Raw genomic sequence first — 20,491 nt, forward strand, 5'->3', positions numbered from 1 at the left:
TTTCAGGTTCCGGGATGAGTGAAGCGCGCCAGGCCCTCGGCGTCGAGGGCAAGTCGGGGCACGGCCTCCGGTCGGTGGCTGACGACCGTGCGCACGTTGCAGATCGGCAGCCACAGTCCGTCGTGGATGATCAATTGCTGTATGTCGTGCACCAGCTTCCGGCGCCCAGCGGGGTCGGAGCAGTGCAGTTGACCGTCGAACAGGTCGTCGAGCCGATCGCGTTCCGCGCGACACATCGCGTTGCGCTGATCGACCGCGAACTGATACCGCAGCGCATCGGGATCTATTGCGGTGTAATAGAAGAACCGGAAATCGTAGGCTCCGGACTGCTGCCGCGACCGGAGTTCGCCGAAGTCGACGTCGTGCAGCTCGAGCTCGACGCCATGCTCGGCCAACTGGTCGGCCACCGCGGACAGCAGTTCGCCGTCAACGGGGGAGAACGAGCTGTTGAACACCACCTCGAACCGCAACCCGTCGGCTCCGGCCGCATCGAGTAGTCCCCGGGCCGCTGCCGGATCGTGCGCCAGCTGCGCTGAGCAATCGAGGTAGTGCAGCGCGGTCGGCGTGAGCACCGAGCCGGCCACGGTGTAGCCGCACGAGTCCAGAATCGGCCGCAGTCGCTCGCGATCGATCAGCAGCGACAGCGCGCGCCGGATTCGCGGATCGGTGAGCGGCCCGCGAGAGACGTTGGGGCACAGTCCATAACTGATCCCCGGATTGTGGAGTTCTGCCGTCCGGAAGCCGTCTGCGGGTCCGGCGTGCACATCGGTGAGTTCGTTGTCGCCCGCAGTGAACAGCAGTCGGTGCCAGCCATCGGTGAGGCACCCCACGCCGGCGGGCACCCACGACCCGGTGCCCAAACGCATCCCACCCGCTGACGGCTTGCTCACTGCCAAGTTCACGCCGGCCAGGCTGTGCAGGAACGCGGCGTTGTGCCGATCGAACCGGAACACGACCGTCTCGCCGCGCGATTCCATACCGGACAACCCGGCCAGACCGGCAATCGCCGATGGCAGGGGAGTGGCCCCTGAAAGGTCATTGATGATGTCGCAGAAGCTGTTTCGGACCAGATCGGCAGTGAGCGGAACACCGTCGGAGAAGTGCCGACCGGCCGGGATCCTCAGTTCCACCGTCAGCGGATCGGGACGAGACCACGACGACGCCAGCCACGGCCGCAGCTGCGCGGTCACGGGGTCGATGTCGACGAGGCTCTCGAACGCCTGTCGCGCATAGGTTTTCGAGATGCCGTTGTAGGCAAGGCGGGGATCGACGGTGAGTTGCCCGGGCGGCCAGGCGAAGCTGATGTCGTGCGTCACTGGGCGACTCCGGCCCGAGTGGAGACCGCCGGCCGCGCCGCGGCGGAAGCGACGAGGCCGACGACGGCGATCAGTACTCCGGAGAAAACGAACAGGCGGTGCGGGCTATCGAAGCCGCCGATCGCCGTCGCGCCGACCGATACCCCGATCGCCGCACCCAACGCACGCAGATAGTGGTACACGGCGGAATCGAACGTGACCCGGCCGGAATTGGTCAGCACGTTCGTGGCCAGCGAGCTCCACAGAAAGCCCATGGCGCCGCCCATCACGGTGGCGCAGATCAGCAGCGAGCCGACGTGATCGGCCGCCACCGCGACACCGAATCCGGCCAGTGCCAGGCAAGCCGACCCGTAACTCACCAACCGGGTGTTCTTCGCGTCTTCGCCGGGGCGACCGAACTTGGTGATCGGCAGGAGGCCCGCGACGACCGCCATCGGCAGCAGCACCAGCGCCGCGCGGTAGGAACTGAACAACTGCACCCGTTGCAGGACGTAGATCACCACCAACGTGAAGACGTTGGTCGCGATGCCCGCGGCGAACACGATCAGAAAGCTGCGGTACAGAATCGGCCGCCGGGCGCCGTCGCCGCCCGACCACCGGCAGGCGCCGATCACCCCGACGCCCAGCACCGTCGCCAGCGCGCCCAACAGCACCTTGGTCGTCAGCTCGGTTGTCGTCCCGGCCGCGAGGAAGATGACGACCTGCACCAGTCCGAAGCCGACGATCAACGTCGCACCTCTGCGCGACCTCTCGGGCTCCGCGTCGGGCTCGGGTGCCTCCGCGCGTGCGCCCCACGCCAACAGCGGGATCGACGCGGCGGTGGTCAGGACCGTCTCGTACGGGAATGCCCGCCACCCCCACGCGTCGTTGAGCACCGCGGTGATCAACGGTGAACACAGCGCCGACGCCGACACCACGAGCCCCCACGTTCCGAGGAATGCCGTGTGGTGATCCGGGTAGAACTGTTGCCGCGCGATCCGGAACAGCTGCGGCGCCAACAATGCCGATGTCGCGCCCTGCAGGAACCGGATGACGATGAGCACCCAGAACGCCGGGCTGAGGCTCGCGGCGATGCCGAGCACGGCGAGCGCTGCCGAACTGACGTAGAACGTCGTGACGGGCCGGCAGCGGTGCAGCAGCAGGCCTGCCGGCAGCAGGGTCGCACAGAACCCGGCGAGGAAGGCGACGCCGACGTTGGCGGCCACGCCGTAGGGCAGGTGGAAGTAGTCCGAGATCGACGCGTTCAGCAGAACGGTCGCCGAGGAATTCGAATAGAGGGTGTACTCAGCGAGGTACAGCGACGCCGCAACGGCGTAGAGAGATGGCTTCATTTTTCATCACAGGAACTGGAAGGGTGAACGTTCGGGCAGCGAGAATCAGCGCGCGAATTTGTTCAACGGCGCCAGGCGGGCGCGGTTCCAGATCGAGGAGAGAAAAGACGGGGTGCACGACGAGTACGCCCGCACCATGGGTGCGGGAACCTGGTCAGAACGAGCACCCACGCGGGCGACTATACCGGTCAGCTCCTCGCGCGCCCTCGGTGCCTGAGGGCACAATCCCTCCCGCGAGATTTGCCGGAAACGCGCTGCGGAGCGATGCGCTGCCGGTGCAGTGATTGCTGCGTGACATGTATTTGCTGGTCAGAGGTTTGTCTTCCTTTCCTGTGTGCGGGTAAGATGCAAGGATGCTGTTTCGCCACGTACGTAGCTCAGGCGTTGCTGGCTCGTCTGCTGTGCTTCGCTGGGCCGGCCTGGGGGCCTCGGTTCTGCTCACCGTCGCGGCCCCGCTCGTCATCCCGAGCGTGGCGGCTGCCGACGACTGCCCCGACGCCGAAGTCATCTTTGCGCGCGGCACTGACGAGCCGGTGGGCATGGGCCGTGTCGGTGACGCTCTCGTCGATTCGCTCCGTAGCAAGACCAGCGGGTTGGTCATCAGGTCCTACGCGGTGAACTACAAGGCCACGATCACGCAGCGGCACAGTGGCGAGGGTGCCAAGGACGCGATTGCTCGCGTCAAGTCCACCGTGGCCGAGTGCCCCAACACCAAGATCGTGCTGGGTGGCTACTCGCAAGGCGCGAGTGTGGTCAATATTGTGGCCGGCTTCTCCGGTATCAACTGGGGTGATCCGCTGCCGTCCGAGTACGTGAAAAACATTGCGGCGGTGGCTACTTTCGGCAATCAGGCTGACCGGACCGACGGCGCGCCACCGACCCAGAAATCACCACTCAGCGCCAAAGCGATCGATCTGTGCAACCCTGCCGACCCGATTTGCCACGCGGGTTCGGGCAACTCCTGGAGCGGCCACACGCAGGGCTACGTTCCCGAGTACACCGACCAAGCGGCGTCTTTCGTTGCATCTGCGCTTCTTGCCGGGACGGCTCGGACCCTGCCCGGCTACGGCTCGCAGTTCCCGGCGTATGGCCCGCAGCCCGGGCCTGGTCCGCAGGCTGGTTATGGCGCGTTGCCGGGGCCGCCGCCGGCTTACGGCACGCCGCCCGGCCCGCAGACGGGCTACGGATTGCAGCCTCCCAGTTCGGTTCCACCGGTGTCTGCGCCGACATCGTCGTCTCCCGGTCCGGGTTTGGTCTAGGGCGTTCCTTGCTGCGGTGTCCCCAGCATCATGAGCGCGACATCGACGGCTTCATCGACCATGTCCTGCAACGGAATCCCCTGATGGACGGCAAAGGTCAATAGCTCGTTCAACGCGCCGAGCAGCATGACGACCCGAAGCAACGACACAGGGGCGGCGCCTGTTTCGCGCAATTGCTCGGTCTCGGTGAGGTTCTGGATGAGTACGCGGTAGGCCTCGGCGTACTGAAAATGCAAGGTCCAGCTCTTGGGGCCGAGCGCGGCGAAATCTCGGGTCAGCGCACTGGTCAGCGCTGGCCGCTGGTCGCATACGCCGATCCAGGCCTCGACGGCGGCACGGATCTGGTCTTCGCTCGAGGCCGCCGGGTCGATGGCCTGCCGAATCGCGTCGATGATGATCCGCACGCTCTCCGAGTAGAGCGCCTTCAGACAGTCTTCGATGTCGGTGAAATGTTGATAGAAGGTCCGCCGTGAGGTGGCGGCCACCCGCACCACGTCGGCGACGGTGACGCGGGCGAAGCCGGTCTCGACGATGCAGTCGGCCATCGCATCGAGTAGCCGCTGCCGGTGCCCTTTGGCATCGGTTTCGGCAGTCGGCGCCGGACGTTCTTGCACTCTTGACATCTTTCCCCACGGTCGTGGTACGTTCGTGTACCGCACCACCTGGTACGAATATGTACCACATTTGCCGTCGCCTCAAGGGGAGAAGGACCGTCATGGTGGATCACGAGATCGTCGTTGTCGGCGCCGGATTCTCCGGTATCGGACTGGGGATTCAGCTCAAGAAGGCCGGCTTCGAGGATTTCCGAATCCTGGATGCCGCCGACGGTATCGGGGGAGTCTGGCACCACAATCGGTACCCCGGTGTCGCCGTTGACATTCCGTCGACCACGTACTCGTACTCATTCGAGAGCAATCCATCCTGGTCGCGGCTCTTCGCACCCGGCGCCGAACTGCGGCAGTACGCCGAGAGTTGCGTGGACAAGTACGGGCTGCGACCGCATGTTCAGTTGCGCACCAAGGTCGACCGCGCGGTGTTCGACGAGCGCGAGAACGTGTGGCACGTCCACACCGACCGCGGCCTGATCATCGCCCGGTTTCTGATCGGTGCGGTCGGCCCACTCGACCAGCCGAAGAATCCGGACATCAAGGGCATAGACGATTTCCGCGGAGAGTTGGTGCACACCGCGCGGTGGGATGACGCGGTCGAAATCGACGGCAAGCGGGTTGCGGTCATCGGAACCGGCGCCACCGCACTACAACTCGTGCCGCAGCTGGCCGAGCGGGCCGCGCACCTGGACGTCTACCAGCGCACACCCATCTGGGTGGTGCCGAAGTTCGACGGCGCCATCCCGGAATGGGTGCAGGGTATGTTCGCGGCCGTGCCGTTCACGCAGGACGCGGTCAGCATGGTCACGACGGCGCTCTCCGACTTCATCTTCACTGCCGGCGTGGTCTACCACACGCGGCTGCCGTTCCTGGTCCGCGGCATCGAGCAGGTCTGCCGCCGGCACCTCGCAAATCAGGTCAAGGATCGCGAGCTCCGCGAAAAGCTCACTCCAGCATATGCATTCGGTTGCAAGCGGCCCTCGTTCTCCAATACCTACCTCAGTACGTTCAACCGGGACGACGTCGATCTGGTCACCGATCCCATCGCCAGGATCACCGAACGCGGGATCATCACCGAGACGCAGGATCCGCAGACCGGCGCACGGCGCGAAATCGAGCATGCTGTCGATACTCTGGTGCTGGCAACAGGTTTCAATATTCTGCAGCTCGGTGCCATGCCGGCGTTCCCGGTCGTCGGGCTCGGCGGCGTGGAGCTGGGTGCGTTCTGGGACGAGAATCGCTATCAGAATTACGAGGGCGTCTCGACGCCGATCGCACCGAACTTCTGGTTGATGAACGGGCCGTGGTCGGTGACGGGTGCCTCGTGGTTCTCGATCATCGAAGCGGGGTGCCGCCACATCGTGCGCTGTCTTCAAGAGGCCCGTCGCCGCGGAGCCACTCGCGTGGCGGTCAAGCAGGAACCCCACGACGAGTACATGCGCAGCATGCGAAAGAAGGCCGCCCACACGGTTTTCGTGCAACCCAGCTGCGCCCAGGCGAACAGCTACTACTTCGACCGCCATGGCGACGCACCGTTTGTGCGGCCGGTATCCGGGGTGTCTCTTTGGTTGGCCAGCAAGACATTTGACCTCGACAGCTATGACTACACGACCGACGCGCGCAAGCGCGGGCGCACCAGAGTTGCTGTGGAACAAGGGGTCTAGCGCGCCGAGGCATTTACGCGGTCGTGATAAAACCGCCGCAAGCCCGCACTGCGTGAGCATGGCTAATTCCTGAAGAATTGCTGTACGCCGCGCTTCGTGCGGCGTACGCTTTTCTGAGCTGCGCCGGGTGCGGCCTGCCTCGGCGCAGTGCGAACTTCGGGAGCAACCGTGTTGGCCCAGGGATTTGACGTCGTCATCGTCGGTGCTCGATGCGCCGGCTCGCCGCTGGCCGCGATGCTGGCCCGGCAGGGAGCAAATGTAGCTGTAGTGGAACGAGCGACGTTTCCACGAGACACCCTGTCGACACACATCTTCGAGGCAGATGGGTTGGCGTTCCTCGACCGGCTCGGCGTGACGGACCAGCTGCGCGCCACCGGGGCGCCGTTCATGACGCGGTCCAATTCCCGCGCCGAGGATTTTCAGTTCAACGCCGCATGGCCGCAACGCTCCGGTGATGTGGGCGGTAGTGCCTCCGTCCGACGCACGTTGCTCGACCCGATTCTGGTCGGTGCTGCCGAAGAGGCGGGGGCAGAGGTGCGGATGGCCACCGACGTCACAGGACTGGTGCAGGACGGCAATCGGGTCACCGGTGTGCGCGTCAGGACTCACGGCCATGAGGCTGAACTTCGCGCGCGCCTGGTTGTCGGCGCGGATGGGCGGAACTCGACCGTCGCGAATCTTGTTGCCGCGCGCAAGTACAACATCGTGCCGAATCAGCGGTTCGCGTACTGGGCGTTCTTCGAGGGCGCGAACATGCCTGCTGAGCCGACGAATGTGTTCCACCGGTGGGCCGACAAGTTCGTGATCGGTGCCGCAGCCGACAACGGGCTGTACCAGGTGGTCGTCATCCCCGAGTTGTGCGAGCTACCGCGATTCCGTACCAATCTCGAGAGCAGTTTCATGGAGCACGCGCTCAGCTGCGAGCCGGTGGCGGAGGCATTGGAGGGCGCTCGGCGGGTTGGCAAGTTGTTGGGGATGGTGCATTACACCGGCTTCTTCCGGGACCCGTGCGGTCCGGGCTGGGTGCTCGTCGGCGACGCTGGCCACTTCAAGGACCCGTCGCCGGGGCGGGGGATCGGCGACGCGTTCTCACAGGTCGACGCGGCGGTACCGGAGATCGTCGAAGGCCTCGGCGGTTCCCCGGAAGGGCAGGATGCGGCGTTGGCGCGGTGGGGCAGGTGGCGCGACCACGAATTCTCCGACCACTATTGGTTCGCCAACGATCTGGGTAAGTCGGGCCGGATCCCGGCGGTGTTCCCGCAGATGGTTGCGGACCTGCACGACAAGGGACAGATCGGGCGATTCCTCGACCTCTTCACGCACCGGGAGAAGCCATCGAAGGTGCTGAGCCCGGCTCGACTCTTCGGCTCGGCCGGACGGCTCTTGCGTCATCAGCACCAGGGCAGGCGCGCGGTGCTGAGCGAGGTGCGGACCCTGGTCGGCGAAAATGCGCACCGCCAGCTGCTCAACCACCGCCATGCCTACGTGACGCCTGCCGAGGCGCTGAAACCTGCTGGGGCGACAGAGGTTGACGCCAGTAGCGCGCGCTGAGCGGATTTCAGGTCAGGGTGTAGGACGTCATCGACAGCGACCCGTACGTATAGCCGTCGACGAGCACATTCGCGGGAGTGTCGGCCGCTGAACACAATCCGGCGAGGTAGAGCATCGGGATGAAATGATCCGGTGTCGGCGCGGCGGCGGCGAAGTCGGGATGTTCCCGCAGCCGCACAATTTGGTCGGGGGCGCGGGTCAGCAGATCGGCCGCAGCGTCGTCGAACCTTGTGGCCCAATCGAATCCGCCGTCGGCGAGCCGCGTGTTCATGGCCCGTAGGTTGTGCACGACGTTGCCGCTGCCGACGATCAGGACACCCCGGCTGCGGAGCTCGGCCAATTGCGCGCCGAGTGCGACGTGTTCCTCCAGAGGTTTCTCAGCGTCGATCGACAACTGCACCACCGGGATCGAGGCGTCGGGAAAGGCATGTACCAACACCGACCACGTGCCGTGGTCGATACCCCAGCTGTCCCGGTCGGCCCCGACCCAGGTCGGTTTGACGGTCTCGGCGATCTCGTCGGCCAGCTCGGGCAGTCCCGGCGCCGGGTACTGCACATCGAACAACTCCTGTGGGAAGCCGTAGAAGTCGTGGATGGTGCGAGGCCGCGCCATGGCAGTGACCGCGGTGGCGTTGATGTACCAGTGCGCGCTGATCACCAGGATCGCCCGGGGGCGGGGCACGGACTGGCCGAACTCCGTCCAGGCGGCCGTATACCGGTTGCGTTCCACGGCGTTCATCGGACTGCCGTGTCCGATGAACGCCGCCGGCATGAGGGCGGGCAGGTCAGCTGATCCGGTCATCGTGCGGTCAACGCTACCGGGATTACGCTCCCGCCGCCGCTGCGGCGGCGCGTCCCGCCCGCCGCCCGAAGAACGAACCGGCGCCCAGCTGTGTGCCACTGGAATACCCCTTGGCGTCCTGCGCAATGGTGGAGGCGCAGGCGCCGGCGGCGTAGAGCCCGGAAACGGCACTGCCGTCGTCGCGAAGCACCTCACCGTCGACCGAGATCGCCAGGCCCCCGAGGGTGAAGCCACTGTAGAACGCCTTGCCCAGACTCAGATCGAATGCCGCCCATGGACCGACGTCCTGAGGCTCCAGATATGTTGCGGCCTTGTGGAAGTCGGGGTCCTCGCCAACCGCCGCGCTCGCGTTGTACCTATCGAGAGAGGACTGCAGCCGGCCGGTCGGGATGCCGAGTGCCGTTTCCATCTCAGCGACGTCTTCCCAACCGTCGATCAACTGGACCAGCGGCATCGTCGGCATCTCGACGTGCCGAGAGTCGACGACGAGGTACGCGACGCTGTCGGGTTGTTCGAGAGCGAATGCGGAAGTTCGTGCGTGATAGGAGTCCTCGGCGACGAACCGGTCCCCGTTGCGATTCACGATGAGGCCGGTGAGCAGCTTGGCGGGCGGATACACCGGCGCGGTCATGAACGCCTGGTCCAGGTATTTTGTTGCGGCGCCGACAGATTGGCCCATCCGGATACCGATGCCATCGTCGTAGCTGCTGCCCAAGGCGAAAACACGCGCGTCGGCCAGTTGTGGCACATGCTGCGACAGCATCTCCGCGTTCATCACGAAACCACCGGTGGTCAGGACGACGGACTTCGCCCGCACGACGCCGGTCTCACCGAAGCTCTTCCAGGTTGCCCCGACGACCCGGTCGTCCTCCACGACCAGCGCGGAGACGCCTGTCTCGTAACGGATTTCCACGCCCAGTTCTGCCAGCCGCTCGACCAGAAGTTTGACCACCATCCCCGCGCCACCGGTATCGCCCGGCACCGGCACCTTGTGGCCGCGGGGGGCCGGCACCGCACTGTCGCGGAACGGCCACACCTGCTCGTTTCCGGTGTACATCAGCCCCTGCGTCTCCGGCTGGATGACGGCTTTGTGCGGGTAATAGCTGCGCTCGAATTCGAACCCCAGCGCTTCCAGCCAGCCGAGATGCTCCGCGCTGCCCTCGCAGTAGGCGCTGATCAGCTCCGGCACAGGCTCTTTCGAGACCGCAGTCAGGTAGGCGGCCATCTCGGCGGCGGAGTCGGTCTGGCCGGTGGCTTCCTGGACCGCGGTGCCGCCGCCCAGGTAGAAGTGGCCGCCCGCCATGGCTGTGGTGCCGCCGGCGACCGCGGCACGTTCGAGCACCAATACGCGCGCACCCGACGCGGCTGCTTCGACAGCCGCGCATCCGCCTGCCATGCCGAGTCCGACAACCAGCACGTCGACCTCGTCGGAGAACGACGAAACACCCTGTACCGATACTGTTTCCGGAATCATCAGGCGCCCGCCGCAGCCTTCTTGATGTGCTCGAACATCGCACGAATCTCGGGGCTGAACGCGCCGAGTTCGATGTACGGCACCCCGGCAGACGCGCCGTCGACATAGGCGAAACGCATCAGACCGCCCGACATCTCGCCCTGTTGGACGATGGCCAGGCCCTGTTCCTGCGCCGACGCCACGGCCGCGTCGAAATCGCCTGGCTCGAAACACACATGGTGCAGTCCTGGACCGCTGCGCTCGAGGAATTCGGTGTAGATGCTGGCGCCCCGCACCGGCTGGATCAGCTCCAACTGCATGGCGCCCGAGTACGACATCGAAATGTGGGCGGTGAAATCCGCCGGCTCGCCGTGCAGGCGGCAGGTCTCCGGCCCGAACTCGATATTGGGCATCCGGACCCATGCGCCCACCCCGAACTGCTTGCTCAGCAACTGCTCGGTTGCCTCGATATCGTCCGTGACCCAGGCGATTTGGCAGATCGGTCCATACGCGACGGTCATGGTGTTCCTTCCGAGGGGCGAGCGACGCCGAGGGGCGCACGACCCAAAATAAGCGAGAATGCTTAAATGGTCAAGCGTTGGTGATTGCATTTTCAAGTGTTCGGGATAAACTGGCGCCCATGAGTCGGCCTGACGCGCGCACGCAGCTGCTGCTCGCCGGTGAACGATTGATCGCCGAATCAGGCCCGGAAGTGTCGTTGCGCGATGTCGCGGTGGCTGCCGGTCAGCGGAACAATTCGGCCGTTCACTATCACTTCGGATCGCGAGATGGCTTGATCAGAGCCATCATCGGCTACCGGCAAGCACCGTTGGAGCAGGCACGACTGGCGCTGCTCGCGGAGCACGAAAGTAACGGCAAGCCCGATGACAACATCGCCGTCCTGGTGACCATCTTGGTCGAGCCCCTGTTCGATACCCCGTACTCCGACGGGTCGAGCCATTACGCGCGGTTCCTCGAACGCGTCCGCAGTCACCCCGTCATGGCCGAGCTCACGCTGACCGCCGAGCAGTGGCCGGCGACCCGAATCCTGACCTCCCGCATGCTGCGCGCACTGGAGCACCTCCCCGAAGCGCTTCGCCACCAACGCATGGCCGCGATGGCATCGGTGATGTTCACGCTGCTCGCCGACCACGAACGTCAGGTTGATGAGCAGCGCGACGCACCCCGTGGCGCACTGAGTGAAGCCGAGGCGCGGGACAACATCGTCGCGATGGTCGTCGGCCTGCTCACAGCGCCGATGCCCGCACTGGTTGGGCCCCAATGAATTCAGACACAACGATGGAGGAGCGTATGTCGGTCGCCGAGCAGGAGTGGGCTGAAATCCGTCAGATCGAGGCGGGGGAGGACCCGACCAGATTCGCCCGCGGCTGGCACTGCCTCGGCCTGATCCGCGATTTCAATGACGGTGCACCACACCAGATCGACGCCTTCGGAACGTCATTGGTGGTCTTCGCCGACAGTCAGGGCCGGCTCAACGTGCTCGACGCCTACTGCCGCCACATGGGTGGCAACCTGGCGCACGGCAGCGTCAAAGGTGACTCGATCGCGTGCCCGTTCCATGACTGGCGCTGGGGCGGCGACGGCAAGTGCACATTGGTGCCCTACTCCAAGCGAACCCCGCGGCTGGCACGCACCCGCTCATGGCTCACGCTGGAGCGCAACGGGCAACTGTTCGTCTGGAATGACCCGCAGGGCAACACTCCGCCGCCGGAGGTCGACATCCCCGAGATCGAGGGGTACGGCACGGACGCCTGGACCGACTGGACCTGGAACATCCAGTTGATCGAAGGTTCGCACTGCCGCGAGATCATCGACAACAACGTCGACATGGCGCATTTCTTCTACGTGCACTACGCATTTCCCCGGAACTTCAAGAACATCTTCGAAGGTCACGTCGCCACCCAGGTGATGGATTCGACGCCCCGCGACGACATGGTCGTCAGCACCTTCCATGACCCGTCCTCCATTCTCTATTCGGAGGCTTCGTATTTCGGGCCGTCGTACATGATCGACCGGCTGCGCAGCGTGGCCAACGGCATGACTGTCGAGACCATCCTGATCAACTCGCACTATCCGGTCAGCCCGAACTCGTTCGTGCTGCAGTACGGGGCCATCGTGAAGAAGCTCCCGAACATGACCGAAGAGCAGAATGCGGAACTGGCAAGGACTTTCATCGATGGGGTCCAGACGGGCTTCGAGCAGGACGTCGAAATCTGGAAGCACAAGGCCCGCATCGACAACCCGCTGCTCACCGAAGAAGACGGCCCGGTGTATCAGCAGCGCCGTTGGTACGAGCAGTTCTATGTCGATGTCGAAGACGTGACGCCGGATATGACGGACCGCTTCGAGTTCGAGATCGACACCACGCATTCCATCGAGAACTGGGAAGCCGAAGTGGCACAGAATCTGGCGGCGACGTCGTCGGCGTAACCGCCGCTACGGAACTGACGGCTGTTCAGCTGTCAGCTCGGCTGCGGCCGAGGAACGCGGCAACCAGATCGAGCGCGGTGTCGATCTCGGGTGGTCCGCCGCCGAGGAGTGGGGCGTAGAGGTGGGCATCGCACATCCGGATGAGTGCCAGCCCGAAAGTGCTTGGCGGCAGCGGTAATTCCAGCCGACCTGAGGCCACCTCGGCCTCCAGCACCTCGCCGATCAGGCGACCGGCGGTCTGCTCCACGAGTCCGGGCAGCAGCATCAGCCGGACGATCAGCAATGGCTCGCGTTGGGATACCGCCTGCAGCGGCTTGGCGTCGGCCACCGCGTTGAGGAAATGCTCCATGACTGCCAGGAGCCTGTCGACGCCGACGGTATCGCCGTTGCCGGCACTGATCTTGGCGACCGAACGGCGGAAGGTGCGTTCGGTGGCCTCGGCAAGCACGGTGCTGAGCAGGTCTTCGCGATTGCCGACCAGTCGATAGAGAGTAGAACGGCCGATCCCGAGTTCGGTGGCCAGCGCCGACATGTCGACCGGGTCGCCCGCCAGGTACAGCCGGGTTGCGGCATCGACTGCGGCCTGTCGGCTCAGTGCCGTCCCCAGTCGCGGGGGATGCGTCGTCGATTCTGCTCCGGACATCCACCCATTATGGGACATTGCACCGCCGTGTGCCAGTGTGGCACACTTCGACTATGTGTCCCACTGGGTGGGGCCAGGTACCGAAACTCGACGAGGAAGTTGACATGAGCACGCGATTCGAAGGAAAAACCGCGATCGTCACGGGTGCCAGTCGTGGCATCGGATTCGCCATCGCCCAGCGACTGGTCACCGAAGGCGCCAAGGTCGTTATCACTGCCCGCAAGCAGGACGCGCTCGATGCCGCTGTTGCGGCTCTCGGTGGGCCGGATGTCGCGCTCGCCGTGGCCGGCCGTGGTGATGACGCCGAGCACCAGGATGCTGTGGTGGCCAAGGCAATTGCGACGTTCGGCAGCGCCGATCTGTTCGTGAACAACACCGGCATCAACCCGGTGTACGGGCCGCTCATGGATATCGACATGGACGCCGCGCGCAAGATTCTGGAAGTCAACGTGCTGTCGGCGCTGTCGTGGGTGCAGAAGGTGAATCGAGCTTGGCAGGCCGAACACGGCGGAGCGATCGTCAACGTCGCGTCCATCGCCGGCCTGCGGCCTGCTCCGGGCATCGCGTTCTATGGCGTCTCAAAAGCCGCGGTCATTCACCTCACCGAGGAACTGGCGGTCGAGCTGGGGCCGAACATTCGGGTCAACGCCGTCGCGCCCGCCGTCGTCAAGACGCGCTTCGCGACCGCGCTGTACGAGGGCCGTGAGGACGAGGTCAGTGCGAACTACCCGCTCAAACGTCTTGGCGTGCCCGAAGATATCGGTTCGGTGGTGGCATTCCTGTTGTCGGACGATGCCGGCTGGATGACCGGGCAGACATTGACCATCGATGGTGGCGTGCTCCTGGGCGGCGGGGTCTGATGGCTGCCGACACGCATCTCGAGTTGCCCGGGCTGGATTTGGACAAGCTCGGAGATTGGCTGCCGTCCGCGGTGCCCGGTGCCGGCGCGACGCTGTCGGCGACGCTGATCGCCGGCGGCAAGTCGAATCTGACTTACCTTGTCACAGACGGTGATTCGTCGTGGATCGTTCGCCGTCCGCCAGTGGGTGAGCTTCTTGCCACGGCGCACGACATGGGCCGCGAATACCGGATGATGTCGGCGCTCGCGCCCACCGCGGTACCGGTGCCCGCTATGTACGGCTTCTGCGACGACGTGTCGGTGCTCGGTGCCCCGTTCTATGTGATGGCCGAGGTCGACGGATCCCCGTACCGGCAGGCGGCCGAACTGCGGGCGCTGGGTGCCGAGCGCACCAGGGTTATCTCCGAGCGGCTGGTCGATACCCTGATCGCAGTGCATTCGGTCGACCCGGCGTCGGTGGGTCTGGCGGATTTCGGTCGGCCGCAAGCGTTTCTCGGGCGTCAGGTCGGGCGCTGGCACAAGCAGTTCGCCGCTGCCCGCACCCGGGATCTGCCCGCCATGGAAGCGCTATATCAGGCGCTGTCGGGGCGGGTTCCGGCCGACTCGTCGCCGGGCATCGTGCATGGCGACTATCGCCTCGACAATGTCCTGATGGACGCGGCCGGGCAGCCGGCGGCGGTGCTGGACTGGGAGCTGTCCACCATCGGTGATTCGCTCACCGATCTGGCATTGATGGTGGCTTACGGACGGTTGGCGGCGTCGGGCATCGGAGAGGTCTCCGACGTCAGCGAAGCGCCCGGCTTCCTCTCGGAGCAGGAGATCATCGACCGCTACAGCGCCGGAATCGGCCGCGGCCTGGGCGATTTCGGGTTCTATCTGGCCCTGGCCTTCTTCAAGATGGCGGGCATTTTCGAAGGTATCCACTACCGATACGTCAACGGGCAGACCGTGGGCGACGGGTTCGCGTTCGCCGGGGACGCGGTGCACTCCCTGCTGGACGCCGGACTGAACGCATTGAAGGAGAACTGACATGGAATTCGCGTACGACGCCAAGACCAACGAAATGGTCGCCGAACTGACGGCGTTCATGGACAGCCACGTCTATCCCGCCGAGAAGACGTTCCATGAGCAGCTGGCGGCTCTGGACGACCGGTGGGCCTGGGACAGCGTCCCGGTGCTCACCGAGCTGCGCGCCGAGGCCCGTAGTCGCGGCTTGTGGAATCTGTTCCTGCCCGGCTCCAAGGGTGCCGGTTTGACCAACCTGCAGTATGCGCCGCTCGCCGAAATCACCGGCCGCAGTATCCAATTGGCGCCCGCGGTCTTCAACTGTGCGGCACCGGACACCGGAAACATGGAGGTGCTCAATGAATTCGGCACCGAAGCGCAGCAGCGCCAATGGCTGGAGCCATTGCTGGCCGGAGAGATTCGGTCCGCCTTCGCGATGACCGAGCCGGACGTGGCCAGCTCCGATGCCACCAATGTCGAGCTGTCCATCGTCCGTGACGGCGACGACTACGTGATCAACGGTCGCAAATGGTGGATCACCGGAGCGATGAATCCCAACTGCGCCGTCTTCATCGTCATGGGCAAGACCGACCCCGGTTCGGAGCGCCATCGTCAGCAGTCGCAGATCCTCGTTCCCAGGGACACCCCGGGGCTCGAGGTGCTGCGCGGCATGGAGGTGTTCGGCTACGACGACAACGACCACGGCGGCCATGCCGAACTGCGGTTCACCGATGTGCGGGTGCCGGTGTCGAACCTGATCGGTGAAGAAGGCGGCGGATTCGCCATCGCCCAGGCTCGCCTCGGGCCGGGCCGCATCCACCACTGCATGCGGGCCATCGGTGTTGCGGAGCGTGCCATCGAAATGATGTGCCGGCGGGCCGCCAGTCGCGTCGCGTTCGGCAAGCCGCTGGCCGAGCAGGGCGTGATTCGCGACTGGATCGCCGAATCGCGCGTGCGAGTCGAGCAACTGCGATTGCTGGTGCTCAAGACCGCCTGGCTGATGGACACCGTGGGAAATCGTGGTGCGCACACCGAGATTCAGTCCATCAAGATCGCCACGCCGCTGACGGTGCAGTGGATTCTGGACAAGGCCATTCAGGTGCACGGCGCCGGCGGTGTATCGCAGGACTTCCCGCTCGCCGCGATGTATGCGGGCATCCGCACCCTGCGTTTCGCCGACGGGCCCGACGAGGTGCACAAGAACGCCCTCGCGCGCACGGAGTTGAAGAAGCACCTGGTGAGTTGACGCAATGTCGGTCTGAGAGCGCCAATGAGGCTATATATCCTCAACCGCGCTCTCAGGCCGACATTGTGGTCGGGCTACTTTTATTTGCATCAGAAATGACGATTCAAATAGCGTGGTCGGGTGCGGCTAACCGGTTTCAGTGACGTCGGGTTGCGGATATTGATCCGGCTCGCCGCCGAAGACGGCCGGCAGCGGATATCGACGCGCCAGATCGCCGAGGAGATGCAGATCTCGTACACGCACGCGACGAAGGCATGCGCGCACCTGGCCGCTTCCGGATGGCTCGATGCCGACCGCGGCCGTGGTGGCGGATTGGCCCTGACGGCTGCCGGCCGCGTGGCGCGGCTGGGCGACGTCGTGCAGTCGCTGGAAGACGACGGCGACACCGAGCTGGTCGATTGCAGCGGACTCGATTGCCCGCTGCAATCGGCGTGCCGGCTCCGCTCGGCGTTGGCGCAGGCGAAAGCGGCGTTCTATGCGTCGCTGAACACCACGACGGTCGCCGACCTCGCGCAGCCGCCGACCAGGAAACTGCTCATCAGCCTCGGTGCGCTGGCCGCGCAGATCGATTCCCGTTCCGATTGAACCGAATGGCTCGCTAATTCGTGGTGCCCATAACCGCTGTGCAAGGGGACCACGATGCAACTTTCCGCACGCCTGCCCGCTGACCTCGCGGCAACCACCGTGGCCCTGGTGGTCGTCGCACCACTGATACCGGTCGCCCCGACCGTCGAGCATTCCTCGCCACCGACCGTGACTCGGGAAATCCGTTTGGCCGCAACGGTTCCGCCGGGCGGGTTGATCACCAGTTTCGTGCAGAACCAGGGGATCTACTGCTCGATCATCTGTCCGCTGCTGGCGCAGACCGTCACGACGGGCATCACGACGACGCTGCTGGAGCCGGGCGTGTTCCTCGCGGCGCTGCCGGCGAACGGTCCGCTCAAGGCGCTCGGCATCGCCGGCGCGTCGATGACGGGGCCCACCGCCGCAGCCATGGATCGCGCGATCGATGCGGATGCGGCCATTCCCGCAAAGCGGGCGCTGAACGCGTTCGAGGTCGCAGTGGTGGGTCTGCTCAACATCCCGCCCGCGATCACGGGCGGTCCGGGGGCCGTCTTGAACGCGTTCCAACAGTTCCGTCAGCAGACCTACGACGCGCTCAACGCGCCCGTCGTACGGAACCCCGAGCCGACCGTCCAGCCGCGCGGCGTGTTCCAGGTCGCGGTGATCGGCGTCATCAATGTGGTTGCGGCCGTGATCTTCCCGGCCTTCAACGACTTCCTCGCGGGTGCATTCCACGTGCCCGACGCCGTCGCTCAGGAACTGGCGAAAAGCGGTAACCCGGTGCGCGCGGTGATGGCAGGTGTCCAAACCGCCGTCGGCGTGGTCACCGCGGCCGGCACCGTCATCGCGAACACGATCGTCACCGAGGTCAACAAGGTGCGCGCCGCGGCCATGCAATCCGGCGCTGCCGTGCCCTTCGGCGCTGCTGCGCCGGCGGCAGCGCCCAAGGTCGTCAGCACCTCTGCCGTAGCTCCGACGCTGCCGACGTCACTGCCCAAGTCCGAGAAGACGGAGCTGTCGGCACCGATCGACGACGTGAAGAAGTCGACGCCGCCGAAGCCGCGCGGTCAGGTCCTCAACCCGCTGGCCGGTCTGGCGAAAGGGCTGACGAAAGCACTGACGTCCAAGCCCAAGCCGAAGTCCAAGACCGAGTCAGACGGCAAATCGGGAGTTCAGTCCAACGACCGCGGCGCCCAATCCGGACTGCCGTCCCGCCCGGCCTTGCGCGCCAATCGGTGATTGCGCCCCCGAAGCAGCCGCAGCTGCAACAACGACTCGGTCCAGAACGCTGAGCGCGGCGTCGACGTCCACGTCGAGTCGAACAGTTTCTTGGTGGCGGCCAGCGCGTCGGGGGAGCGCTCGACCAGTTGTGCGGCCAACTCCTCGGCTGCTGCCAACGGGTCGTCGGCGACCGATGTCACCAGTCCGTAGCCCAGGGCTTCGGTCCCGGAAAACACCTCGGCGGTCATGGTCAGCCGTTTGGCCACATCCATCGGCAGGAGTTCGCGCAGCGTCACCGACCCGGTCATGTCGGGGATCAGTCCCCACCGGGCCTCCATGATCGACAGCTTGCAATCCGGCGTCGCGATCCGGAAGTCCGCGGCCAGGGCAACCTGCAGGCCACCGCCGTAGCAATGGCCGTGTACTGCCGCGATCACCGGGACCGGCAGCTCGCGCCACGCCCAGCAGGCCTGCTGGAACAGGTTGGTCTTCTGTCCGGGGAGCTTGCCGAAGTTGCGCACGGCGCTCAACCCCTGCAGTTTGGCGCCGGCGAAGTCCAGTCCGGTGCAGAACGCGCGTCCGTCACCGCGCAGGATCACGACCCGCACCGAACGATCGCGGGCCAGCTGGCCGGGGACGGTGGCGAGCGCTTCCAGCATGGGCAGATCCAGGCTGTTCATCTTGTCCGCCCGGTTGAGCGTTGCGTAGGCGATGCCGTCGCGGATGTCGACAGTGATCCGGTCCGTTGTCATGAACGCAGGATAGTGCGGCCCGGGCGCTACCACGGCAACCGCCGAAGCTGTGGGCTTTTGGTGAAAATGCAGAAACGGCCACATGGCCGCGAGGGTCGCCCTACTGTCCTGCGGCAGTGCCACTCTGCGATTTTCAGCAAACCACGCACCGCCCGGCGTTTACTCCCGAGACAATTGATTCCGTTTCGCGAAGAGTGTGTCCGGAATCGGAATCGATGCGCTACTGTGATCCGCGTGACAGGCGAGGCGCGGGCGACCATGGCGGAACGCCAGCGCGCGAAACGCGCTGAGCTGGTGCGCGAAGAGGTCATCGAAGCTGCCTTGGCGGAGTTCGCCGAGCGCGGATATCACCAGACCTCGATCAGTCACATCGCCAAGCGGCTCGGGTCCGGGCATTCGATGTTCTACCGGTACTTCGAGAACAAGCGCGACATCGTCGACCACGCAGTGCGCCAGGTCAACGCCCGCGTGCTCGCCGCGATCGGTGACTCGACGCCGGGACGGCTGGCATCCATCACCGAGTTCCGCGATCACCTGCTCGGTATCGGGATGGCCTACAGCGAACTACTGGCCGATGAGCCGCGCCTGATGCAGTTGATCGTGGTGCAGGCGGCCGGCGTCGATCAGCAGATGACCGAGGAATTCCAGCACCTCTTCGACGACGGCGCCCGCGTCCTCGCGACGATGCTGCGCGACGGCATCAAGCAGGGTTACATCCGGGCCGACGTCGACGTGCGGGCCACCGCCCAGACGATCTGCGCCATCCCGTTCGGTATCGCCCTGCGCTACGGGCAGAAGCCGAGCCGTGAGGAACTGCTCGCGCAGACCTTCGCAAGCAACGAACTGGTGTGCCGTGGCATCGCCACCGAGTGGCCGGAATCCGGCCGGGAAGCAGCCGCGCTGTGACCGACCAAGCACAAACCGGAGGGCTGGCGAAGTGGCCGGCGATCAACGAGGCCATCGAGTGGGTGCGCCGTTACCTGCAGAACCATCCGATCGCATCGCTGAGTACCGCGGGCGGTCAGATCGTGCTCGGGTTGCGAGCCTTGGAGTATCTGTTCCGCGACATCGTCAAGCGGACTTTCCAGTGGCGCGAGTTCCTGGATCAGGCCGCGTTCATGGCCGGAACCGCTTTCACGCCAACGGTTCTGGTGACCATCCCGATCAGCGTGACATTGTCGATCCAGTTCGCCCTGCTGGCCGGCCAGGTCGGTGCGTCGTCGTTGTCGGGTGCGGCCACGGGTCTGGTGGTCATCCGCCAGGGCGCCCCGCTGGTCGCGTCGCTGTTGCTGGCGACGGCCGTCGGTTCGGCCGTCTGCGCCGACCTCGGGTCGCGCACCATGCGTGAGGAGATCGCCGCGATGGAGGTCATGGGCGTTTCCCCGATCCAGCGGATGGTGGTGCCGCGGCTGGTCGCACTGGTGCTCATCGGTGTGCTGCTCACCGGCGTCACCAGCTTCGTCGGGTATCTGGCGAGCTACATGTTCAACGTGTACCTGCAGAACGGCACCCCGGGTTCGTTCATTGCGACGTTCTCGTCGTTCTCGACGGTCGGGGACCTGGCGCTGGCGATGGTCAAGGCGATCGTCTTCGGCGTGATCGTGGCGGTGATCAGTTGCCATAAGGGGCTCGATACCCGTGGTGGTCCGGCCGGTGTGGCCAACTCGGTCAACGCCGCGGTGGTCGAGTCGGTGCTGCTGATGATGATCGTCAACGTTGTGATGAGTCAGCTGTACGTCATCATCTTCCCGAAGACGTCGATCTGA

At 65.2% G+C, this 20,491-nt stretch carries 21 protein-coding genes; 12 read left to right on the forward strand and 9 right to left on the reverse strand.

The window, feature by feature from the left end:
- Window positions 1-2: 2 nt before the first annotated feature.
- Genes ACNO8X_RS12095 through ACNO8X_RS12105 form a run of 3 tightly spaced genes read right to left on the reverse strand, consistent with a single transcriptional unit; the run spans window position 3 to window position 2,818 of the window.
- Window positions 3-1,316, reverse strand: coding sequence for an ABC transporter substrate-binding protein (locus ACNO8X_RS12095; protein ID WP_418005470.1), 1,314 nt, complete (start codon window positions 1,314-1,316; stop codon window positions 3-5).
- Window positions 1,313-2,647 carry an MFS transporter gene (locus ACNO8X_RS12100; RefSeq protein WP_418005471.1) on the reverse strand — a complete coding sequence of 445 codons (1,335 nt, stop codon included), beginning with the start codon at window positions 2,645-2,647 and terminating at the stop codon, window positions 1,313-1,315. Before ACNO8X_RS12100 ends, ACNO8X_RS12095 begins: the two co-directional genes overlap by 4 nt.
- Window positions 2,648-2,692: 45 nt before the next feature.
- Window positions 2,693-2,818 carry a hypothetical protein gene (locus ACNO8X_RS12105; RefSeq protein ID WP_260940680.1) on the reverse strand — a complete coding sequence of 42 codons (126 nt, stop codon included), beginning with the start codon at window positions 2,816-2,818 and terminating at the stop codon, window positions 2,693-2,695.
- A 182-nt stretch (window positions 2,819-3,000) separates the two neighbouring features.
- Between ACNO8X_RS12105 and ACNO8X_RS12110 the strand changes: the two genes are divergently transcribed.
- Window positions 3,001-3,906, forward strand: a complete 906-nt coding sequence (locus tag ACNO8X_RS12110) for a cutinase family protein (RefSeq protein ID WP_418005472.1) — start codon at window positions 3,001-3,003, stop codon at window positions 3,904-3,906.
- On the opposite strand, the gene ACNO8X_RS12115 is transcribed toward ACNO8X_RS12110, so the two are convergent.
- A complete protein-coding gene (locus tag ACNO8X_RS12115; protein WP_418005473.1) occupies window positions 3,903-4,520 on the reverse strand; it encodes a TetR/AcrR family transcriptional regulator in 618 nt (205 codons plus the stop codon). The two genes, ACNO8X_RS12110 and ACNO8X_RS12115, sit on opposite strands and share 4 nt — an antisense overlap.
- Before the next feature lie 101 nt (window positions 4,521-4,621).
- On the opposite strand from ACNO8X_RS12115, the gene ACNO8X_RS12120 reads away from it, so the two are divergent.
- A complete protein-coding gene (locus ACNO8X_RS12120; protein WP_418005474.1) occupies window positions 4,622-6,178 on the forward strand; it encodes a flavin-containing monooxygenase in 1,557 nt (518 codons plus the stop codon).
- Window positions 6,179-6,346: 168 nt separating this feature from the next.
- On the forward strand, window positions 6,347-7,729 hold the full coding sequence (locus ACNO8X_RS12125) for an NAD(P)/FAD-dependent oxidoreductase (protein WP_418005475.1): 1,383 nt from the start codon (window positions 6,347-6,349) through the stop codon (window positions 7,727-7,729).
- Window positions 7,730-7,736: 7 nt separating this feature from the next.
- Here ACNO8X_RS12125 and ygiD read toward each other — a convergent pair whose 3' ends face one another.
- The 3 genes from ygiD to ACNO8X_RS12140 are packed head-to-tail and all read right to left on the reverse strand — an operon-like array spanning window position 7,737 to window position 10,505.
- Window positions 7,737-8,531 carry a 4,5-DOPA dioxygenase extradiol gene (gene ygiD, locus ACNO8X_RS12130; protein WP_418005476.1) on the reverse strand — a complete coding sequence of 265 codons (795 nt, stop codon included), beginning with the start codon at window positions 8,529-8,531 and terminating at the stop codon, window positions 7,737-7,739.
- Window positions 8,532-8,553: 22 nt separating this feature from the next.
- On the reverse strand, window positions 8,554-10,005 hold the full coding sequence (locus tag ACNO8X_RS12135; protein WP_418005477.1) for an FAD-binding protein: 1,452 nt from the start codon (window positions 10,003-10,005) through the stop codon (window positions 8,554-8,556).
- Entirely contained in the window at window positions 10,005-10,505 is a 501-nt protein-coding gene (locus ACNO8X_RS12140; RefSeq protein WP_418005478.1) for a VOC family protein, read from the reverse strand. Before ACNO8X_RS12140 ends, ACNO8X_RS12135 begins: the two co-directional genes overlap by 1 nt.
- Before the next feature lie 119 nt (window positions 10,506-10,624).
- On the opposite strand from ACNO8X_RS12140, the gene ACNO8X_RS12145 reads away from it, so the two are divergent.
- A complete protein-coding gene (locus ACNO8X_RS12145) occupies window positions 10,625-11,269 on the forward strand; it encodes a TetR family transcriptional regulator (protein ID WP_260972963.1) in 645 nt (214 codons plus the stop codon).
- A 26-nt stretch (window positions 11,270-11,295) separates the two neighbouring features.
- Entirely contained in the window at window positions 11,296-12,435 is a 1,140-nt protein-coding gene (locus tag ACNO8X_RS12150) for a Rieske 2Fe-2S domain-containing protein (RefSeq protein ID WP_418005479.1), read from the forward strand.
- A 25-nt stretch (window positions 12,436-12,460) separates the two neighbouring features.
- Here ACNO8X_RS12150 and ACNO8X_RS12155 read toward each other — a convergent pair whose 3' ends face one another.
- Complete coding sequence (locus ACNO8X_RS12155) at window positions 12,461-13,078, reverse strand: QsdR family transcriptional regulator (RefSeq protein ID WP_418005480.1); 618 nt, start codon at window positions 13,076-13,078, stop codon at window positions 12,461-12,463.
- Window positions 13,079-13,182: 104 nt separating this feature from the next.
- Between ACNO8X_RS12155 and ACNO8X_RS12160 the strand changes: the two genes are divergently transcribed.
- The 5 genes from ACNO8X_RS12160 to ACNO8X_RS12180 all read left to right on the forward strand — a co-directional run bounded on the left by ACNO8X_RS12160 (window position 13,183) and on the right by ACNO8X_RS12180 (window position 17,991).
- Entirely contained in the window at window positions 13,183-13,938 is a 756-nt protein-coding gene (locus ACNO8X_RS12160) for an SDR family oxidoreductase (protein WP_418005481.1), read from the forward strand.
- Complete coding sequence (locus ACNO8X_RS12165) at window positions 13,938-14,966, forward strand: phosphotransferase family protein (protein ID WP_418005482.1); 1,029 nt, start codon at window positions 13,938-13,940, stop codon at window positions 14,964-14,966. Before ACNO8X_RS12160 ends, ACNO8X_RS12165 begins: the two co-directional genes overlap by 1 nt.
- Window position 14,967: 1 nt before the next feature.
- Window positions 14,968-16,188, forward strand: a complete 1,221-nt coding sequence (locus tag ACNO8X_RS12170) for an acyl-CoA dehydrogenase family protein (protein WP_418005483.1) — start codon at window positions 14,968-14,970, stop codon at window positions 16,186-16,188.
- A 120-nt stretch (window positions 16,189-16,308) separates the two neighbouring features.
- Window positions 16,309-16,773, forward strand: a complete 465-nt coding sequence (locus tag ACNO8X_RS12175; protein WP_418005484.1) for an RrF2 family transcriptional regulator — start codon at window positions 16,309-16,311, stop codon at window positions 16,771-16,773.
- Window positions 16,774-16,827: 54 nt separating this feature from the next.
- Window positions 16,828-17,991, forward strand: coding sequence for a hypothetical protein (locus ACNO8X_RS12180; RefSeq protein ID WP_418005485.1), 1,164 nt, complete (start codon window positions 16,828-16,830; stop codon window positions 17,989-17,991).
- Here the strand turns inward: ACNO8X_RS12180 and ACNO8X_RS12185 are convergent.
- The gene (locus ACNO8X_RS12185) at window positions 17,925-18,725 is read right to left on the reverse strand and encodes a crotonase/enoyl-CoA hydratase family protein (protein ID WP_418005486.1); all 801 of its coding nucleotides are present in this window, start codon (window positions 18,723-18,725) and stop codon (window positions 17,925-17,927) included. The two genes, ACNO8X_RS12180 and ACNO8X_RS12185, sit on opposite strands and share 67 nt — an antisense overlap.
- Before the next feature lie 258 nt (window positions 18,726-18,983).
- On the opposite strand from ACNO8X_RS12185, the gene ACNO8X_RS12190 reads away from it, so the two are divergent.
- Window positions 18,984-19,631 carry a TetR/AcrR family transcriptional regulator gene (locus ACNO8X_RS12190; RefSeq protein ID WP_313957377.1) on the forward strand — a complete coding sequence of 216 codons (648 nt, stop codon included), beginning with the start codon at window positions 18,984-18,986 and terminating at the stop codon, window positions 19,629-19,631.
- A gap of 23 nt (window positions 19,632-19,654) precedes the next feature.
- Window positions 19,655-20,491, forward strand: a complete 837-nt coding sequence (locus ACNO8X_RS12195; protein ID WP_043985344.1) for an MlaE family ABC transporter permease — start codon at window positions 19,655-19,657, stop codon at window positions 20,489-20,491.

The sequence above is a fragment of the Mycobacterium sp. PDNC021 genome (genome assembly GCF_048282635.1).
GTDB lineage: Bacteria > Actinomycetota > Actinomycetes > Mycobacteriales > Mycobacteriaceae > Mycobacterium > Mycobacterium llatzerense.